Source organism: Cryobacterium sp. TMS1-20-1, from assembly GCF_004402355.1.
GTDB lineage: Bacteria > Actinomycetota > Actinomycetes > Actinomycetales > Microbacteriaceae > Cryobacterium > Cryobacterium levicorallinum.
Genome location: NZ_SOGF01000052.1, coordinates 147,145 through 162,197, shown reverse-complemented (window position 1 = coordinate 162,197; position 15,053 = coordinate 147,145). Strand labels below are relative to the sequence as shown.

Genomic DNA, 15,053 nt, shown 5'->3' with positions numbered 1-15,053 from the left:
GTCGGTCAGTACCAGCCGACGGACTGCGAGTGCGACCAGGCCGCACACGGCGTTCCATAGGAGGAGGCCTTGATATAGCCCAGGCCCCAGCTGATCTGCGTCGTGGCGTTGGTGGCCCAGTCGGTGCCGGCCGACGCCATCTTACTGCCCGGCAGCGCCTGCGGAATGCCGGTCGCACCGCTGCTGGAGTTCAGGGCCGAGTAGGACCAGCCCGATTCCTTCTGCCACAGCCGGTCGAGGCAGCTGAACTGATCCTCGCCCCAGCCATACTGGGAGGCGGCCATTGAACGCGCTGTGGCGCGGGCACCGTCGACGGTATTGCCGCCCGCGAGGGACTCCATTCGAGCGGCTTCAGCGGCGGCGGCCGCAGCGGCCTCGGCTGCAGCAACTTCGGCTGCGACCCGGTCGACTTCGGCGGTGGCCGCCGCAACTGCGACGGTCTGCGTCTTCGCCTGAGCCGTGAGGTCTTCGAGCTGGTCGATCGGCATGATCTCGTAGCTGGCGAGCGAGCTGGCTACCGAGGTGAGGGTGGAGGCATCCACTTTGCTCACGCTGGCGGCAATGACCAGGTTGGCTTGCGAGAGGGCAGCGGATGCGCTGTCGCGGCTGAGTGCCTCGCCGCGCTGGGCGTAATAGTCGAGTTGTTCGATCTGGCGGCCGGTGCTCTCGGCGAGTGCGGTCGTGGCTGCAATGCTGTCTTGCTTGGCATCAGCCGACTGGGCGGCGAATCCGCTGCCGGCGACGAGGCCGGTGACGACCAGCACGGCACTGGCGGCGAAGATAATCTGGTGCCCGCGTTTTGGGGAATTGCGGACCGTACGGGCATGGGAAGTTTCGGAGTTTTTTTGGCGCATATCCTTCATCGGGAGCGAGAACTCGGCGCTAGGTACGCCGGCTCGCCGGGTTTCGGGCTCGCGCGCTTCGGGTCGGCGCGGGCAAGGTCGCTAGCTTGCACCGCTTTTTTGAACGAAACCTCACGATTTTCTCCGAATACCCTGACTTTCGGTCACGATCGCTCAGCCGTGACATACTTTGCGACCCGCGCGGCACTCGATGGCTCCACGAACGCCTGTTTCGAGCGGTTAGGCGCGGGTGCAGTCGAGAGCGAAAGGGGACCTATTGGACCGATCCCACAGGAGGATGATTCAGTTCTGCAGGAATCAGCAAGAACCCTGCGCGAGCGGACGCCGTTCGGAGCTGAAAATCAAAAGCAGCCATGCTCCGACAATCCGAATCGACTTCGCGGGCGACTTTCGCTGTCGCTAGTTGCACGGCGTCGTAGGCGCGCAATCCATGGATCTCAGTCAACCGCGCGGCGTCATCCAGGATGCCGGATGTGATTCGGATGGGTGCCAACACGGCATCCGCTCCGAATAGATCATTTTCAAACAACCTGACCAAGATCAACGTGTCGCTGGCCGGGAGGCCGTTCGTGCGGCTTTTCCGCCATAGCGCGGCGGGTACTTCGACACGGCAGAGCTGACTGACAGTGACTGCCTCCAGAGAGCGAACCATCTCGCTGCCGACCTCGTCGGCGTACAACTTGACGATGGCGGACGTATCGGCGAAGACAGTCATTCCCGCATCGTGGAGACTATTTCGGAAAGCGGAACACCCGAACCGGCCGCGGCACGCGCCCGCGCGATCTCATCGCCAGACGGACGAGGCCCGTTCGGCGTTCCCGTGGCAAGCAGACCAGCTGCACGAAGCCGATTTCTTAGTCGTGCTGCGAGGGGATCGCTCTCATCGCTCTGTGCCGCCACAGTCATCACCCTGTTCAGGAATTCATTCATGCTCAGACCCTCGGCCAAAGCCAGGTTTTGGACCTGCTTGACCAATTCATCGGAGGTTCGCCACGTCACCTGTGCCATACACCAATTCTAGCTCCAGTGCAGGCATGCCTGCACTGGAGCTCCGCGGCTGTCGTCATTGGGTTTTGGGCTGAGGACGGAGCAGCACGCGGCCCTGGATCCGATCGACCCGACGCTCGATCACGGTGCCGACCGGCCAGAATTCGGCAAAGCTAATGAGTTCGTCGACAATTTCGCTCACGGTGCGCATGTAACAACACAGGCACCATCCGCGGGCATCAAAACTGGCCGCAAGGGCATTTTCATAGTCGATGCGGGTGAGGTCGGGGAGGTCCGTCACCAGCGCGGTTGTCGTTCCACGATCCGAACTCAGCCCACGAAACGATCGGCCGCACGGGCACTTGCCGTCCGGCTTGCGCCGGCTCTCGGGACATGCGTCGAGCATCCAGACCAGCTCACCCTCGACGCAGTCTGCGTAATCACTTCGGCGAGCGCCCTGTGTTGCCTTTGTAGCTACCAGCACGAGCATTGCCTTCTCCACATTCTCGGCACGAGTGTCTCTGAGTAGATACTGACGACGTTAGAGGCACCCACCTACATTGCTGAATGGCACCACAAATGCCGGCGAAGGTTCGGCGGCATAACTCCTGTATCTCCAGGCAGCCGCGCGATGTCAAGCTGTGTGGAGTCACTTGGCTTAGTTTTTGACGATTTTGTCGGGACGATGATTGATCCCGACGATGCCGGCTGGGGCTGGGGTTGTGGGTCGTGCACGGAACCGTTCTGGATGCTTGCGGTGGTATCTCTGCAGAGCGAGGTCGCGCTTGAAATGGGCCCGTCGCCACGAGCCATCGTGGACTTCCTGCGGCGAGAACAACGCGAAACCGGAGTGTTTTTGGCTGGTGTTATACCAAGGCACGTAGTCGTTCAAGTGGTCGCGAGCGGACTCAAGGCTGTCGAACCCCCGTGAAAATCTCACCGACGCTGACCGACGCTGACCGACGTGAGTGCCACGTCAACAGAGACTCGATCCAACCAGGCCAGCACCACAGGATGCGGGCTCGAACGAAGCGGCTCAGATACAACGTTGGCATCAAGCACGATCATGAGAGATCGAGTTCGCGACCCGTCGTGCGCGCCGGCAGGTTCAGGTCGTCCCCGCGGAATTCCGCGGTCGCAGCTACCCATGCTCGGGCCAAGTCGCCGCCGATCACCGCGGCGCTCAGAATGGCTCGGACTTCCGCTTCCATGGACTGGTTGTGTGCGGCCGCGCGGACTTTCAGTCGGCGCTTTACCTCGTCATCAAGATTGCGAACGGTAATGGCGGCCATCATGACTCCCTTCCACGGAGTGCTTTCACTGCTAGCGAAAGAGCAGGAGGTAGTACAGGAGAATCAGTGAAATGCTCAATATGGCAGGACATCCCGGATCGTTCTGCACCGTTCAAACTGCCAGCCGATTCCTTCCGAATTCGACAACTCTTGCACTGCGGCTCAGACTTGAACCACCCACCGCATTCAAAGGAGAAGCCGTGTCCGTCCTCTCTGACGCCCGTGCACTTGCCGGCGACATCGCCGACCTCCGCCACCGCCTGCACCAGGAACCCGAAATCGGGCTGCAGCTGCCGCGCACCCAGGAGAAGGTGATCGAGGCCCTCAGCGGCCTTCCCTACGAGATCACGCTCGGGACCGACACCACCTCGGTGACGGCGGTGCTGCGCGGAACCGGCGCCGGCGCATCCGCTTCTCGGCCCGTAGTGTTACTGCGCGGCGATATGGATGCGCTCCCGATTCAGGAACGCACCGGGCTTTATTTCAGCTCGCGCATCGACGGCGCCATGCACGCCTGTGGGCACGACCTGCACACCTCCATGCTCGTGGGCGCGGCGACGCTGCTCGCCCACCACCGCGACCAGCTCGCCGGCGACGTCGTGCTCATGTTTCAGCCGGGCGAGGAAGGCTTCGACGGAGCCGGAGTGATGATTCGGGAGGGCGTGCTCGACGCCGCCGGGCGCCGCGCTGACGCCGCCTACGGCCTACACGTTCTCTCGGCCGGGGCCCCCAACGGGCAGTTCCTGAGCCGGTCCGGCACCCTCATGTCGGCCAGCGATGGCCTCACCGTCACGGTGCACGGGGCCGGCGGGCACGGTTCAGCGCCGCACAATGCGCAGGATCCGGTGACCGTCATCGCCGAAATGGTTACCGCCCTGCAGGTGATGGTCACGCGCCAGTTCGACATGTTCAACCCGGTGGTGATCTCGGTCGGCGTGCTGCAGGCTGGTACCAAGCGCAATATCATTCCCGAATCGGCGCGGCTGGAGGCGACCGTGCGCTCCTATACCGAGGAATCACGAGCCAAACTGGCGCGCGTCGTGCCGCGGCTGCTCGAGGGAATCGCGGCGGCGCACGGCCTCGAAGTGTCCGTGGACTACGTCACCGAATACCCACCGACCGTCACCGACGAGGGCGAAACCGCCCGGGCCGAACGGGTCGTCGGCGAACTCTTCGGCGGCGAGCGCTTCACCCGCATGGCCAACCCGCTCAGCGGCTCCGAAGACTTCCCGCGCGTGTTGCAGCAGGTACCGGGAACCTTCGTGTTCCTCTCCGCGCTGGGTCGTGAAACGGATGCCGCCGCCTTCAACCACTCCCCCACGGCCACCTTCGACGACGATGTCCTGGCCGACGGCACCGCTCTGTACACCCCAGCTGGCGTTGTCACGGGTGGCCGAGTTGGCGGGCTTGGAGTGACTACGAGACTCCAGCTGTGACTACCGCCGAGTTTCGCAGGAAGAGGAACGGAAAGCCTGGACAACCATTGGGCAAGCACCTACTAGGTGCGCCAGGGTGGTTCGGGGCTCGGGGTGTTGGCTCGGTGTGATTGGGCGGGGCGCCAGGTTTGCGTTGGGTCCCAGAGGAGTGGGCCGCGTACCTGGGGTCGGCCGTTGATCATGCGGATGGTCCAGCCGTTGGTGTCGATGGTGTGGTGGTGGAACCAGCACAACAGTGTTCCGTTGTCGACGTTGGTGGGTCCGCCTTTTGCGGCAGGGTGGACGTGGTGCACTTCGGTCCAGCGGGCGGGGATGGTGCAGCCGGGGATGATGCAGCCTCCGTCGCGCGCGGCGATCGCGGCGCGTTGTTTGGCGGTGAAACACCGCACCTTGTCGCCGAGGTAGAGAATGGCGCCGTGGTCGTCGATGATGACGCTTTGGGAGCCACCGGTGCAGATGGTTTCTTTCACTCTGCGCATCGAGATAGGCGCGTCGATGCCATCGATCCAGCCAACACCGCGGTCGTTGTCGAGGTCGCTGGCGTTGATGTGGATCATGACGTTGGGGGCGGCGCCGCCCATGGTGGGGGTTTTCGGGTCGCGGGCGGCCGCTTCGAACACAGTGCGGAGGATGTCGGCGCGTTTCTCACCCGCGGTGCGGTGGTCGCCGTCGAAGCGGGTATCGCCGGTGAACGGGTCGGCATTGAAGCGCTCACCGTCGAGGCCGGCGTCCGCGTTCGGGTCGTCGACGTCCAGGCCGTTCAACGCGGTGACGGCACCGTCAGCCGGATCGGTGGGTTCAAACCGCGGCGTACGCGACCGAGCCGATAGATGAGTGTCGAAGAAGGTGTCCATGATGCCGCGCAGCTCGGGGGTGACGTCGGCCCGCAGCGGGTAGAGCCCGTTGCGCAGCTGCCCGAACGTGAGGGTACTCTTCGCCTCCACCGCGTCGTCGTTGGGGGCGGTGCCGTCGGGGTCGAGCCGCCCCTGCCACTCCAAAGCTTGCGCCCGCAGCAGATCCGGCGCGAAACGAATGCCCGCCCCCGGCAGCCCGGCAGTCTCCGGAGTGATCGCCCCGGTCGCGGAGGCCACGAGGGCACGTTCGACGTGGTCGAGGTCGTCCTGCAGCACCTTCCCGTGCAGGGCGGTGAGGGTGGTCGCGATGATCTCGGCCGCCTCGATGCCGAGGTCGCCGCTACCCAGCGCGTCGGCGATGACCGGGTAGCGGGCGGGGACCGGCAGGCCCAGCGGCGTGCGTTCCACCGCTGTCTCGCCGAGTTTCAGGCGCCGCTTGGCCTCACGGCCGGAGATGCCGGCGAGCTGGGTGATGAAATCTACCTTGGTGCGGCATCCGTTTCGGTAGGCCAGCGAACCGTTCCCGAGGTCGGTTTCGGCCCGCGCACCGATGTCGGCGGTCGACCGTAGTCTGGCCCCATCAACCTTGCGGCCGAGACCTTCGAGCGCCGCGAGCACCGCAACCGCTTCGGAGTCATCCAGATGACCGAACCGCACCCCGTCTAACGCTGCTGCCAGAATGGCAGCTGCCTGAGCAATCGCTGCGATCCGGGAACCCTCGGACTCCGGCAGTGCACCAGCTGCGGCCGGCGGGGCGGTAAGGGTCATGGCGACGGTGCCTCCTTCACCCACAATTATACCGCGAATCGCTCTTAAAAACGAGAACATCTCATAAATATAGTGAGCAATTATAAGAATTACTTACGCCCCCGTGCTCGGCTTGTCACAGGTGTTGTTACTCGTGGCCGCGTCGACCAGCCGGTTTTCCGGCCTGTTCCTGACGATTGGCTCGATCGGCGCCTTCACCGCCATCTATGTGTTGACCACCGGCCGACGCTCGTGGGCCGTCATTCCCACACGCAAGATTGCGAGTGTCGTTCTGGCCGGGGCGCTCGTCGCGGTCTTCGTCGGTTCGTCGCTGGCACCGGCATCCTTCGACGCGAACCTGGCCAGCACGAGTGCGCAACCGACCGCAACGGCCACCCCTTCCGCGACGCCAAGCCCGACTCCGAGCCCGACGCCGTTGGCATTCAACGTCGAAGCGCCAGCCGATCCGGCCACGAGCACACCGGAACCGGATGCCGCGAGCATCGTTCTGGCCGATACGTCAGGGACCGACACCACAGCGGTGGCGCTGCTGGCGACCCTGCCGATCAAGGGCCGCGCGCCCAAGACCGGCTACGACCGCAGCGGCAGCTTCGGCACGGCCTGGCTCGACGTTGACCAAAACGGATGCGACACCCGTAACGACATCCTCGCCCGCGACCTGACCAACATCGCGAAGCAAGGCGGCTGCCGGGTCGTGACCGGCACGCTGACCGGCCCGTACACGGGAAAAACGATCAACTTTGTGCGAGGAACGGCGACGTCGTCGCTCGTGCAAATCGACCATGTGGTGGCGCTATCGAATGCTTGGCAGACCGGTGCCCAGCAACTGAGCCAGGCCCAGCGAGTGTCGCTCGCGAACGATCCGCTCAATCTGCTGGCCTTGGACGGACGCACGAACTCGAGTAAGGGTGACGGCGACACGGCCACTTGGTTGCCGCCGATGAAACCGTACCGATGCGCTTACGTGGCACGGCAGATTTCCGTGAAGGCGACCTACGGGCTATGGGTGACGCAGGCCGAGCACGACGCGATGACCCGTATTTTGACGGCTTGCCCCGACGAACGGGCGACGGCATCCGTTTTTGCGCCGCCACCCGCTCCCGTTGTCGTCGTCCCCGTGCCGGTTGCCGGGCCTGCGCCCATGGTCGTGGTGCCCGTTCCGGTCGCCGTCGAGCCGGCGCCCGTGGAACCGGTTGCACCGGCACCCGCCAGCGCCTACTACAAGAACTGTGACGCGGCGCGTGCTGCTGGAGCAGCTCCGGTACACACGGGGGACGACGGGTATGGGCGCCACCTCGACCGGGACGGCGACGGCGTCGGCGTCGGCGTCGGCTGCGAAAGCTAGCTGACCAGACGGGCCAAACCAGCCGTCATGGCGTGCGCAATCCCCAACCATAGAGCGGATGCCGCCCCGCCGGTCTGCCCGGTCGCCTCCGCGTCGACGGCCACCGCGACCGCCCGCTCAGAACCCGCGACGCCCCGCGAACAGCGTGTGCAGCAGGGGGACGACCGACGCGATCATTAATACGGTGCCCAGCACCGCGTCATCCGCTCGCAGCAGCACGCCGGCGATGAGCAGGGTGCCGAACAGGAGCGCCGACACGGCTTGCCGCAGGGTGCGCTCGAGGCGGGCGACGCGCTTCTCGAGGCCCGGGCTGGCAACCGCAATGGAGCCGTCTTCGATCCGGGTGATCAATCCGTCGAGGCGCTTGGGCAGGCGAACGGCAATGCCGACCGTCTCCGTCGCCTGCTTCGCGATGTCCTGCACGAAGTTGCCGCTCTCGTCGCGCAGCAGCTGCGCCGCGTAGGGCTCGACGGAATCCCAGAGGTTGAAAGCGGGATTGAGCGCGCTGGCCACGCCGGAGGTGAGCGACATGGCTCGGATGATGAGCAGAAAGTTCTCGGGCAGCTGGAACGGCAGCGAGCGCACCACGTCGCCGAACTGCACCGCGAATTCGCGGAACTCTCGCGGGTCCACCTCGCGCAACTCGGCGAAACCCATGCCACCAAACCGGGCGAACAGAGTGGTCATGGCCCGTTCGAGCTCGGTCGTCTCGGCCGAGGGAAGGAGCACGCCGACATCGTTCATGGCATTGACCAGGCCGCGCCCATCGCGGGAGGCGGCTGCAATGAGCATTTTGCGCAGCCCGGTGCGCGTGCTGGTGGGCACCTCGCCCATCATGCCGAAGTCAATGAAGGTCAGTTTCCAGCCGCGCTCGCTGTCGGCGTCCGGGGTGACGAAGATGTTGCCGGGGTGCGGATCGGCGTGAAAGAAGCCCATCGTGAACATCTGGTCGAACATGACCTCGGCGAAGACCGGAGCCACCTCAGCCGGGTCGATGCCGGCCTTGATCAGGGCGTCGACGTCGGTGATCTTGATCGCCGTGACATCTTCGAGAGTGAGCACCTTGCGGGTGGTTCGTTCCCAGACGACACCGGGAACGCCGACTCGGTCGTCATCGGGAAAGGCCGCTGCGAATCGTTCGGAGCTACTCGCCTCGTGCAGGTAGTCGATCTCTTCGAGGCTCGTCTGTGCGAACTCTTCGACCAGCGCCGGCATGTCGACCCGGTTGGAGACGAGTTTCACATGGCTGAGCCAGCCTCCCACTTTGCGCAGCGCGGCAAGGTCGACGTCGATGATTTCGTCGATTCCCGGGCGCTGTACCTTGATAATGACCCCGTCGAGCCCCGTGTCAGCAGCATCGAGCGCGGTAAGCCGGGCTCGATGCGCTTGCCCAAGGGATGCAGCCGCCACCGGCGTCTCGTCGACCGACGTAAAGGCCCGTTCGAGCGGCATGCCCAACTCCGCCTCGACAGCAGCGCGAATGGCCCCAAACGATACCGGCGCGACTTCATCCTGCAGCCCCTCGAGCTCTTTAGTGATCTCGGGCGGCAGCACGTCAAGGCGCGATGACATGAACTGCCCGACCTTGATCATGAGACCGCCGAGGTCGGCCGCGAGCACGTGAAAACCCTTCGCGAAGCGCTGCATCCGCTTGGAGCGTGTGCGCTCGGCGATCTTCACCAGCCCGATGCGAGGCAGGAACAACTCGAACCACCACGTTATGGCGAGATACCAGCTGGCAAAACGCAGAATGCGGCGGTATCGGGCGCGCATGTTGCCCGCGCCCGAATTCGAATCGTAGCTACCTCGACGAGCCAGCGGCACCCGTCAGTCCTGGGCGAGGATCGAGTAGAGCTTGCGACGGGCGTCGTCGAGCACGGTTACAGCCTCTTTGATCTGTTCCGGCGAGCCGGTGCGACCCACCTGAGCAGCAGCCTGGGCGAGTTCGATGCCCGCCTTCGGCAGCGCCGTGTGGCCGTGTGACCCGGTGGAGCTCGTCGCTGCCCACGGGGCGCTCGTGTCGGCGTCAGCGACTGCCGCGCGACCCTCCTCGGTGAGCGAGTAGATCTTGCGACCGTTGTTCTCTTCGGCGCTGATCAGGCCCTCATCAGCCAGTAGCTGCAACGTGGGGTAGACCGAGCCGGCGCTGGGCTTCCAGGTGCCGCCGCTGCGCTCTTCGATTTCGTGGATGATCTGGTAGCCGTGCATCGGCTGCTCCGCCAGCAGGGCGAGCACCGCCGTGCGCACCTCGCCGCGACCGGCTCGGGTGGCCGTGCCTGCCTGCTTCTCGAAGCGGGAGCGGAACTGTTCCATGGCCTGCCAGATGCCGTCCATGTTGGCGGCGTTGAACCCGCCGGTGGGGAATGTGTTGCCCATGATTGCCTCCTCGGTATGACGTGCGAACGATATACAGCGATAGGTTCAACGATACCCAGCGATGGCCTCGAGCGTTACCCCAGAACGGATGCTCAGGGCTGGCTCCCAGACACCGCCGACCGATCACCGCACCTCTGTGTCAGGCGCCGTTTGCGTGCCTCAGCGCCAGCATCCGCTTGGAGCGTGCGCGTTGGAACAGCAGGAGAAATGCGACGAGGGCCGCGGCACCGACCGCGCTGGCCACCCACACGTACCAAGCCTGCCCGGCTATCGCGAACAACACCAGGCCAACGGTGATCACCAGCGACATTATGGCCAGGGTGAGGTAGCGTCCGTCGGCCTTCTCAAACGGATTCCGCAGCTCGAGTGGCGGCTGGGTCAGCGGTTCCCAGACAACAATAAAGAACGTGGCCACCGGCCCGAGAAACAGCGAGAGAACGAACCAGTTCCAGCGGGAACGGTTCTTCTGTTCGGCCAGGCCCGCATTCACCAGGGCCAACACCAACCACCCGCCACCGTTCAGCCACCAGTTGTTTTGCTGCACAGCCTGGGTGACGATCTCGCTTACGAAGTTGGGCATGCGTCATGCTCCCACGAATGGCGTCTCACTCGCCACGGCCAGGCCCGAACATATTGCGCCCCATGATGTCGGCGCCCGCGGTCGCTATGGCGGCGTTCTCGTCGGACCGCTCGAAACGCCAGCGGGCCAGTCGTTCGCCGCCCTCGCCCAGCGGATGCTGCAGGCTCTGATTCACGCCGGCCGCGTAGCCGTCCTCCGAGACCATCATGTCGCAGGTCACTGTCATGTCGTGCGCTCCTCTCTGTGTGGTGCGAAACGCTTATCGCGGCGTTCGCAACCGAATTGCACCCTTGGCGGTTGACGGGTCGACCACGACGCCGCCCTGGGTGATCTGTAATTCGCCGCGGGCGACCAGACGTCGTGCGGCTCGTCGGGCCGGCTCCATCAGGTCGCGCCACTCCTCGCCGCCGATGGCGCGCGCCGCGTCAGACGGACAGATCGTGGCATCCCGTGCGCTTTTGTGCAGCAATGACACGATGGTCGTTTCGAGCTGGAGGTCTGTCGTGTTGACCCCGTGTGAGCGGCAGGCTGCCGAGCAGTACTTCACCGAGTCCCAGTTGTGAGCCCACTTCGCACGCCACTCGATGCGTCGCCCACACGACGCGCAGGTCTTATCCGCCCGGTCGGTTACGGGGTCAGCATCGGCACGGTGCCGTTGACGGTGGGCCATGGCCTCTATCTTGCCCGGAGTCCTGCAATCGTGCCACGCGTGTCTCCCGCACCGTGCCCGGCACGGGCGACCTGCGAGAATGGAACCACCATGAAGACCCTTCTCAACATCATCTGGCTCGTGCTGTCAGGCTTCTGGCTGTTCCTCGGCTATATGCTGGCAGCGGCAATCATGTGCATTCTCATCGTGACGATCCCCTGGGGAATCGCCGCGGCACGCATCGGCGTCTACGCGCTCTGGCCGTTCGGCAAGACCGTGGTCGACGCCCCGGGCGCCGGCGCCGCGTCACTGTTCGGCAATGTCGTCTGGGTGATTCTGGCCGGCTGGTGGATCGCCCTCGAGCACCTGCTCTCCGGCATCGCCCTCTGCGTGACGATCATCGGCATCCCGTTCGGCATCGCCAACTTCAAGCTAATTCCGGTCGCGCTCATGCCGCTCGGCAAGCAGATCGTCGACACGCCCTAACAAAGCGGATGCCGCCTGCTCCGTCGCCAAATCACGCCGGAGCCGGCGAACAACCGGAAGTCAGCGCAGCGGAAACGCACCCGCCAGTCGGGCCAGAGCGGCCTCCCCCACGATCGGAATTCCGTAGTCGCGGGCTTTGCGCGCCTTGCCCGAGAGCGAGTCCGGGTCGGCGGCCACGAGCAGTGTGACCTTTTTGGTCACGGCAGTCTTCGGCGCGAAGCCGCGGGCCAGCAACTCCGACTCCCAGTCGCTTTACTGCCCAGCGCCTAGAACCGCGCTAGTCCCTTGTGTCGAAACGACTCGATCACAGCGTCAGCGTATTGTCACGCTATACGCATAGCAAGACCGTACAGAAGCGATCCAGCCTGTCAGTCCAGGAGATCAGCGCACTGCGATTCGCTCCCCCAGTTTGGGCTCCCGCTCTGCACTATCGGCCTGCTGGTGCAAACGCCCCGGACATCAGGTCAATCTCGCCCTCGGCGATGCCCAGACGGCGCGCTTCGGCTGCCCACCCCGAGACCGCGTGGGCTACGTCCGCGAGTATGGTCTTGGGGCTCTGGACTCGAAAATACGGTGCTACTTCAAGAAGAGTGTCGGTGTTCGCGGCGTATGTGTCAAAGTCGATGGCTGTCGACAAATGTTTCGGTCCCGGTGTTGGGTTGGGATTGAGATCGAAAACCGGCGACAAATTCCAACTGCCTTGGGAGTCGGAGCGCAAAAATCCATGATTGCGCAGATGGTCGTCGGTGTTCGAAATAAGGATGGAGAATGCAATCCTCCGCCAGAGTTCAATGAGCTCAGTCGTGGCCGACGATGATGACCGCTCGATGACTTCTGCGATTTCTAGATAGCTGCGCCGTTCACCGTCGACCGCTTCGAGCATGGTCATGGCGCTCGCGTACCCGATTCGGCGTGAGCCCTGCCGATCGAACCGGTTGAGGAGAAGGACATTGCGACCGGCCACCGTCATCAACTCGTTGGACGGTGTGCTGATACCGGCGCGGGAGGCGAGCGTGAGGGATAGGTGCTCCCAAGCCATGACATCCCATTCGTCACTGCCCACACGCGGAAATTTTGCTATCAACAGCTCGCCTCGACCGTTTACCACGGCTGCCTTGGGGCGTGCACCTCCGATCGAGCTCCCGGCTCCCAGCAGCAAGCGCAGTGCTTCGTCATCTGGATTTTCGCTTTCCACTGATTCGACGGCACGAAGGAGCTGCGACAGGTCAACGAGGTGCGGCACACTTTCGGCCGCTTCTGCCTGCCACTCATCGATGCCAGGAATGCGGAACCGAATAGCTCCTTGGCGTAGGTCATCCCTGACTCCGAGGGTGAAGTCGAGTTCGCCGAAGCTGCGCTCGGTAACACCACTTCGGGAAGCGCGACGGCGTTCAGACCGTTCGAGGAGTCTGCGTCCCCACCGGTCAGGGGCGCAATCGGTGAATGCGCCGAACAGGTGGTGGCCATTCGCTGTATTGAACGCGCCGGAAGACAGTGGAAGGGCAGGGTCTACAGCGTAGGCAGCAGGCCGCGCCAGATACTCAGGCTCGTAGGTAAACGTGGCGCTCTCGGAGCCACGCCGACGATGGGAATAGACGGTTCCGGCGCGCACGTCTACGCCGCCCAGCTGCACCCAGACTTCGGCGTCAGGCATCCGACACGGACTTCGGCGTGCTCTGCCGCACTCGCTGCGGCAGAATCTCTTCGGACCGGAGCCGGCCCACATCGCTGCGGTACGGGTCGGCGCTGTTGACGACTGTGTCCATGATTCCGAGGGCTCGGAACACGCGCAGCGCGGTCTCGAGGCTGACGCCGCCGGTACCGGACTCCAATTTTGCGAGGGTGCTGCGGCTTATGTCGGCGCGATCTGCGACTTGCTCCATGGTCAATCCCAAAAGCTTGCGCCAGGTTTGAGTGTCTTTTCCGAGTTCGCGGATGGCTCGCCGAACAGGAATCGGTGTCATTCGTTTTTCAGCCATAACAGTCATCCCCTCATATGACCAGTATTCTACACATTGGGAAAGATAATGTAGAGAATACGAGTCATTAAATGGTCAGAATCATCGATGGTCACACTATGCAATCTCCTCACCCCGGCCTGCGCTTTGAGAACCAGCTCGGGCGGTGAGTCTGGCCGAGGCCGTACGGCGCTTTATAGTGCCCCGCGGTCAGCAGATTCCAGTCAGCGATCAGCGCAGCGGAAACGCACCCGCCAGCCGGGCCAGGGCGGCCTCCCCCACGATCGGAATTCCGTAGTCGCGGGCCTTGCGCGCCTTGCCCGAAAGTGAGTCCGGGTCGGCGGCCACGAGCAGCGTCACCTTTTTGGTCACCGCACTTTTCGGCGCGAAGCCGCGGGCCAGCAACTCCGACTCCCAGTCGCTGCGGGGTCGGGTCATCTCGCCGGTCAGCACCACGAGGTCGCCGAGGTGCAGTTCGAAGTGTGTACTCGTCACGGTGACGACTGCCGTTTCCGGCTGGTCGAGCGCGGCGTCGAGGGCATCCGCTGAGATGTCGAGCAGGTTGGCGACGTCGACGAGGTCGGCCATCTCATCCGTTGAGAGCACGCCATCGGCCCAGGCGATGCGGGCGAGCGCGGCGAAATACTCCCCGTGCAACAGCTCGCAGCGGTGACGGCTGAGGCCGAGCTCCTCGGCGAGCTGCACGAGCGCCTGCGCTTCGTGCGCCGAGAGCTGCCGGTCCAGCAGGCAGCGGTCCAGCAAGGCGAGGTAGTCCTGGTGTTCGGCCGGCCCGGTGATCTCGGGCAGTCGCAGGCTGACGCGTTCCAGAAAAGCGGATGCCGTCTGCTCTGTCGCGAAATCCGGCCGCGGGTACCATGGGCGCTCCGGCAACGACAGGGTCGGCCAACGGTAGGCGGCGGCACGGTGAAGGGCGTCGGCCCACAGGATCGGATCGGCGGCACCGGTGATGTAGTGGCTGAGCAGTTGGGCGGTGGCGAAGGTGTCGACGGAGGCTCGGTGGGCACCGGTGAGATCGATGTCGTAGGCGGCGCAGCAGTCGGCGAGCGACCGGCCGGTGCCGGGTAGAAAGTCGCGGGCGAGCTGCATGGTGCACAGGCTGATCACCGGTTCGAAAATCGGGTAGCCGGCGCGGGCGAGTTCGGCGAGTAGAAAGCGGGTGTCGAAGGCGGCGTTGTGGGCCACGATGACGCGGCCGTCCAGCAGCGCCACGAGCTGTGGAGCAATCTCGTCGAAGCTAGGTGCGTTCATGACATCGGCGGCGCGCACGCGGTGGATATCCTGACGCCCGAGGTCCCGCCCGGGGTTGATGAGCGTCTCCCACTGCCCTTCGATCTGTCCGTCAGCGCTGACATGCGCGACGGCGACCTCGATGGCACGATCGTGGCCACCCGCGAAGAGTCCGGTGGTCTCGAAGTCGATGACGGCGAAACCGGGCATG

Annotated in this window: 17 protein-coding genes and 1 pseudogene; 3 read left to right on the top strand and 15 right to left on the bottom strand. The window is 64.3% G+C overall.

All coding sequences use genetic code 11. The annotated features are described in order from the left end of the window. Positions 1-5: 5 nt before the first annotated feature. The 5 genes from E3O45_RS12050 to E3O45_RS12030 form a co-directional block, all read right to left on the bottom strand. Positions 6-854, bottom strand: a complete 849-nt coding sequence (locus E3O45_RS12050; protein WP_134443611.1) for a hypothetical protein — start codon at positions 852-854, stop codon at positions 6-8. Positions 855-1,116: 262 nt separating this feature from the next. After that, positions 1,117-1,578: a type II toxin-antitoxin system VapC family toxin gene (locus tag E3O45_RS12045; protein WP_134443610.1), complete on the bottom strand. Its 462-nt coding sequence runs from the start codon at positions 1,576-1,578 to the stop codon at positions 1,117-1,119. Then, positions 1,575-1,871, bottom strand: coding sequence for a transcriptional regulator (locus E3O45_RS12040; RefSeq protein WP_134443609.1), 297 nt, complete (start codon positions 1,869-1,871; stop codon positions 1,575-1,577). Before E3O45_RS12040 ends, E3O45_RS12045 begins: the two co-directional genes overlap by 4 nt. A 55-nt stretch (positions 1,872-1,926) precedes the next feature. Beyond that, on the bottom strand, positions 1,927-2,340 hold the full coding sequence (locus E3O45_RS12035; protein WP_134443608.1) for a hypothetical protein: 414 nt from the start codon (positions 2,338-2,340) through the stop codon (positions 1,927-1,929). 574 nt (positions 2,341-2,914) lie between these two features. Then, positions 2,915-3,145, bottom strand: coding sequence for a toxin-antitoxin system (locus E3O45_RS12030; protein WP_198418255.1), 231 nt, complete (start codon positions 3,143-3,145; stop codon positions 2,915-2,917). A gap of 197 nt (positions 3,146-3,342) precedes the next feature. Here E3O45_RS12030 and E3O45_RS12025 point away from each other — a divergent pair. Continuing rightward, positions 3,343-4,558 (top strand): annotated as a pseudogene (locus E3O45_RS12025) (M20 family metallopeptidase). Positions 4,559-4,640: 82 nt separating this feature from the next. Here the strand turns inward: E3O45_RS12025 and E3O45_RS12020 are convergent. Beyond that, positions 4,641-6,200: an HNH endonuclease signature motif containing protein gene (locus tag E3O45_RS12020; protein ID WP_166789486.1), complete on the bottom strand. Its 1,560-nt coding sequence runs from the start codon at positions 6,198-6,200 to the stop codon at positions 4,641-4,643. 103 nt (positions 6,201-6,303) lie between these two features. Here E3O45_RS12020 and E3O45_RS12015 point away from each other — a divergent pair, with 103 nt between their 5' ends. Beyond that, on the top strand, positions 6,304-7,545 hold the full coding sequence (locus E3O45_RS12015; RefSeq protein WP_241985337.1) for an HNH endonuclease family protein: 1,242 nt from the start codon (positions 6,304-6,306) through the stop codon (positions 7,543-7,545). Positions 7,546-7,662: 117 nt separating this feature from the next. On the opposite strand, the gene E3O45_RS12010 is transcribed toward E3O45_RS12015, so the two are convergent. From E3O45_RS12010 to E3O45_RS11990, 5 genes are all read right to left on the bottom strand, one after another. Next, positions 7,663-9,318 carry an AarF/ABC1/UbiB kinase family protein gene (locus E3O45_RS12010; protein ID WP_134443606.1) on the bottom strand — a complete coding sequence of 552 codons (1,656 nt, stop codon included), beginning with the start codon at positions 9,316-9,318 and terminating at the stop codon, positions 7,663-7,665. Positions 9,319-9,372: 54 nt separating this feature from the next. Continuing rightward, positions 9,373-9,921 (bottom strand): PadR family transcriptional regulator, encoded by a 549-nt coding sequence (locus E3O45_RS12005; RefSeq protein WP_134443605.1) that lies wholly within the window; start codon positions 9,919-9,921, stop codon positions 9,373-9,375. A gap of 139 nt (positions 9,922-10,060) precedes the next feature. Continuing rightward, the gene (locus E3O45_RS17790; RefSeq protein WP_198414390.1) at positions 10,061-10,501 is read right to left on the bottom strand and encodes a hypothetical protein; all 441 of its coding nucleotides are present in this window, start codon (positions 10,499-10,501) and stop codon (positions 10,061-10,063) included. A 25-nt stretch (positions 10,502-10,526) separates the two neighbouring features. Then, entirely contained in the window at positions 10,527-10,727 is a 201-nt protein-coding gene (locus E3O45_RS11995; protein ID WP_134443604.1) for a hypothetical protein, read from the bottom strand. Positions 10,728-10,760: 33 nt separating this feature from the next. Beyond that, positions 10,761-11,171 (bottom strand): DUF2256 and DUF3253 domain-containing protein, encoded by a 411-nt coding sequence (locus E3O45_RS11990; RefSeq protein WP_134443603.1) that lies wholly within the window; start codon positions 11,169-11,171, stop codon positions 10,761-10,763. 90 nt (positions 11,172-11,261) lie between these two features. On the opposite strand from E3O45_RS11990, the gene E3O45_RS11985 reads away from it, so the two are divergent. Then, positions 11,262-11,636: a YccF domain-containing protein gene (locus E3O45_RS11985; protein WP_104133257.1), complete on the top strand. Its 375-nt coding sequence runs from the start codon at positions 11,262-11,264 to the stop codon at positions 11,634-11,636. Positions 11,637-11,696: 60 nt separating this feature from the next. Here E3O45_RS11985 and E3O45_RS11980 read toward each other — a convergent pair whose 3' ends face one another. The 4 genes from E3O45_RS11980 to E3O45_RS11965 all read right to left on the bottom strand — a co-directional run bounded on the left by E3O45_RS11980 (position 11,697) and on the right by E3O45_RS11965 (position 15,052). After that, positions 11,697-11,837, bottom strand: coding sequence for a hypothetical protein (locus E3O45_RS11980; RefSeq protein WP_241979057.1), 141 nt, complete (start codon positions 11,835-11,837; stop codon positions 11,697-11,699). A gap of 226 nt (positions 11,838-12,063) precedes the next feature. After that, positions 12,064-13,248 carry a type II toxin-antitoxin system HipA family toxin gene (locus E3O45_RS11975; RefSeq protein WP_241985336.1) on the bottom strand — a complete coding sequence of 395 codons (1,185 nt, stop codon included), beginning with the start codon at positions 13,246-13,248 and terminating at the stop codon, positions 12,064-12,066. Between the two features lie 34 nt (positions 13,249-13,282). Further along, positions 13,283-13,615: a helix-turn-helix transcriptional regulator gene (locus E3O45_RS11970; RefSeq protein WP_134443601.1), complete on the bottom strand. Its 333-nt coding sequence runs from the start codon at positions 13,613-13,615 to the stop codon at positions 13,283-13,285. A 210-nt stretch (positions 13,616-13,825) separates the two neighbouring features. Continuing rightward, positions 13,826-15,052: an exonuclease domain-containing protein gene (locus tag E3O45_RS11965; RefSeq protein WP_134443600.1), complete on the bottom strand. Its 1,227-nt coding sequence runs from the start codon at positions 15,050-15,052 to the stop codon at positions 13,826-13,828. Between the last annotated feature and the right edge of the window lies 1 nt (position 15,053).

Bases quoted from the DNA above. Each gene is read 5' to 3' on its own strand.
- E3O45_RS12050 (WP_134443611.1), bottom strand. From the start codon at position 854: ATGCGCCAAAAAAACTCCGAAACTTCCCATGCCCGTACGGTCCGCAAT.
- E3O45_RS12045 (WP_134443610.1), bottom strand. From the start codon at position 1,578: ATGACTGTCTTCGCCGATACGTCCGCCATCGTCAAGTTGTACGCCGAC.
- E3O45_RS12040 (WP_134443609.1), bottom strand. From the start codon at position 1,871: ATGGCACAGGTGACGTGGCGAACCTCCGATGAATTGGTCAAGCAGGTC.
- E3O45_RS12035 (WP_134443608.1), bottom strand. From the start codon at position 2,340: ATGCTCGTGCTGGTAGCTACAAAGGCAACACAGGGCGCTCGCCGAAGT.
- E3O45_RS12030 (WP_198418255.1), bottom strand. From the start codon at position 3,145: ATGATGGCCGCCATTACCGTTCGCAATCTTGATGACGAGGTAAAGCGC.
- E3O45_RS12020 (WP_166789486.1), bottom strand. From the start codon at position 6,200: ATGACCCTTACCGCCCCGCCGGCCGCAGCTGGTGCACTGCCGGAGTCC.
- E3O45_RS12010 (WP_134443606.1), bottom strand. From the start codon at position 9,318: ATGCGCGCCCGATACCGCCGCATTCTGCGTTTTGCCAGCTGGTATCTC.
- E3O45_RS12005 (WP_134443605.1), bottom strand. From the start codon at position 9,921: ATGGGCAACACATTCCCCACCGGCGGGTTCAACGCCGCCAACATGGAC.
- E3O45_RS17790 (WP_198414390.1), bottom strand. From the start codon at position 10,501: ATGCCCAACTTCGTAAGCGAGATCGTCACCCAGGCTGTGCAGCAAAAC.
- E3O45_RS11995 (WP_134443604.1), bottom strand. From the start codon at position 10,727: ATGACAGTGACCTGCGACATGATGGTCTCGGAGGACGGCTACGCGGCC.
- E3O45_RS11990 (WP_134443603.1), bottom strand. From the start codon at position 11,171: ATGGCCCACCGTCAACGGCACCGTGCCGATGCTGACCCCGTAACCGAC.
- E3O45_RS11985 (WP_104133257.1), top strand. From the start codon at position 11,262: ATGAAGACCCTTCTCAACATCATCTGGCTCGTGCTGTCAGGCTTCTGG.
- E3O45_RS11970 (WP_134443601.1), bottom strand. From the start codon at position 13,615: ATGGCTGAAAAACGAATGACACCGATTCCTGTTCGGCGAGCCATCCGC.
- E3O45_RS11965 (WP_134443600.1), bottom strand. From the start codon at position 15,052: ATGCCCGGTTTCGCCGTCATCGACTTCGAGACCACCGGACTCTTCGCG.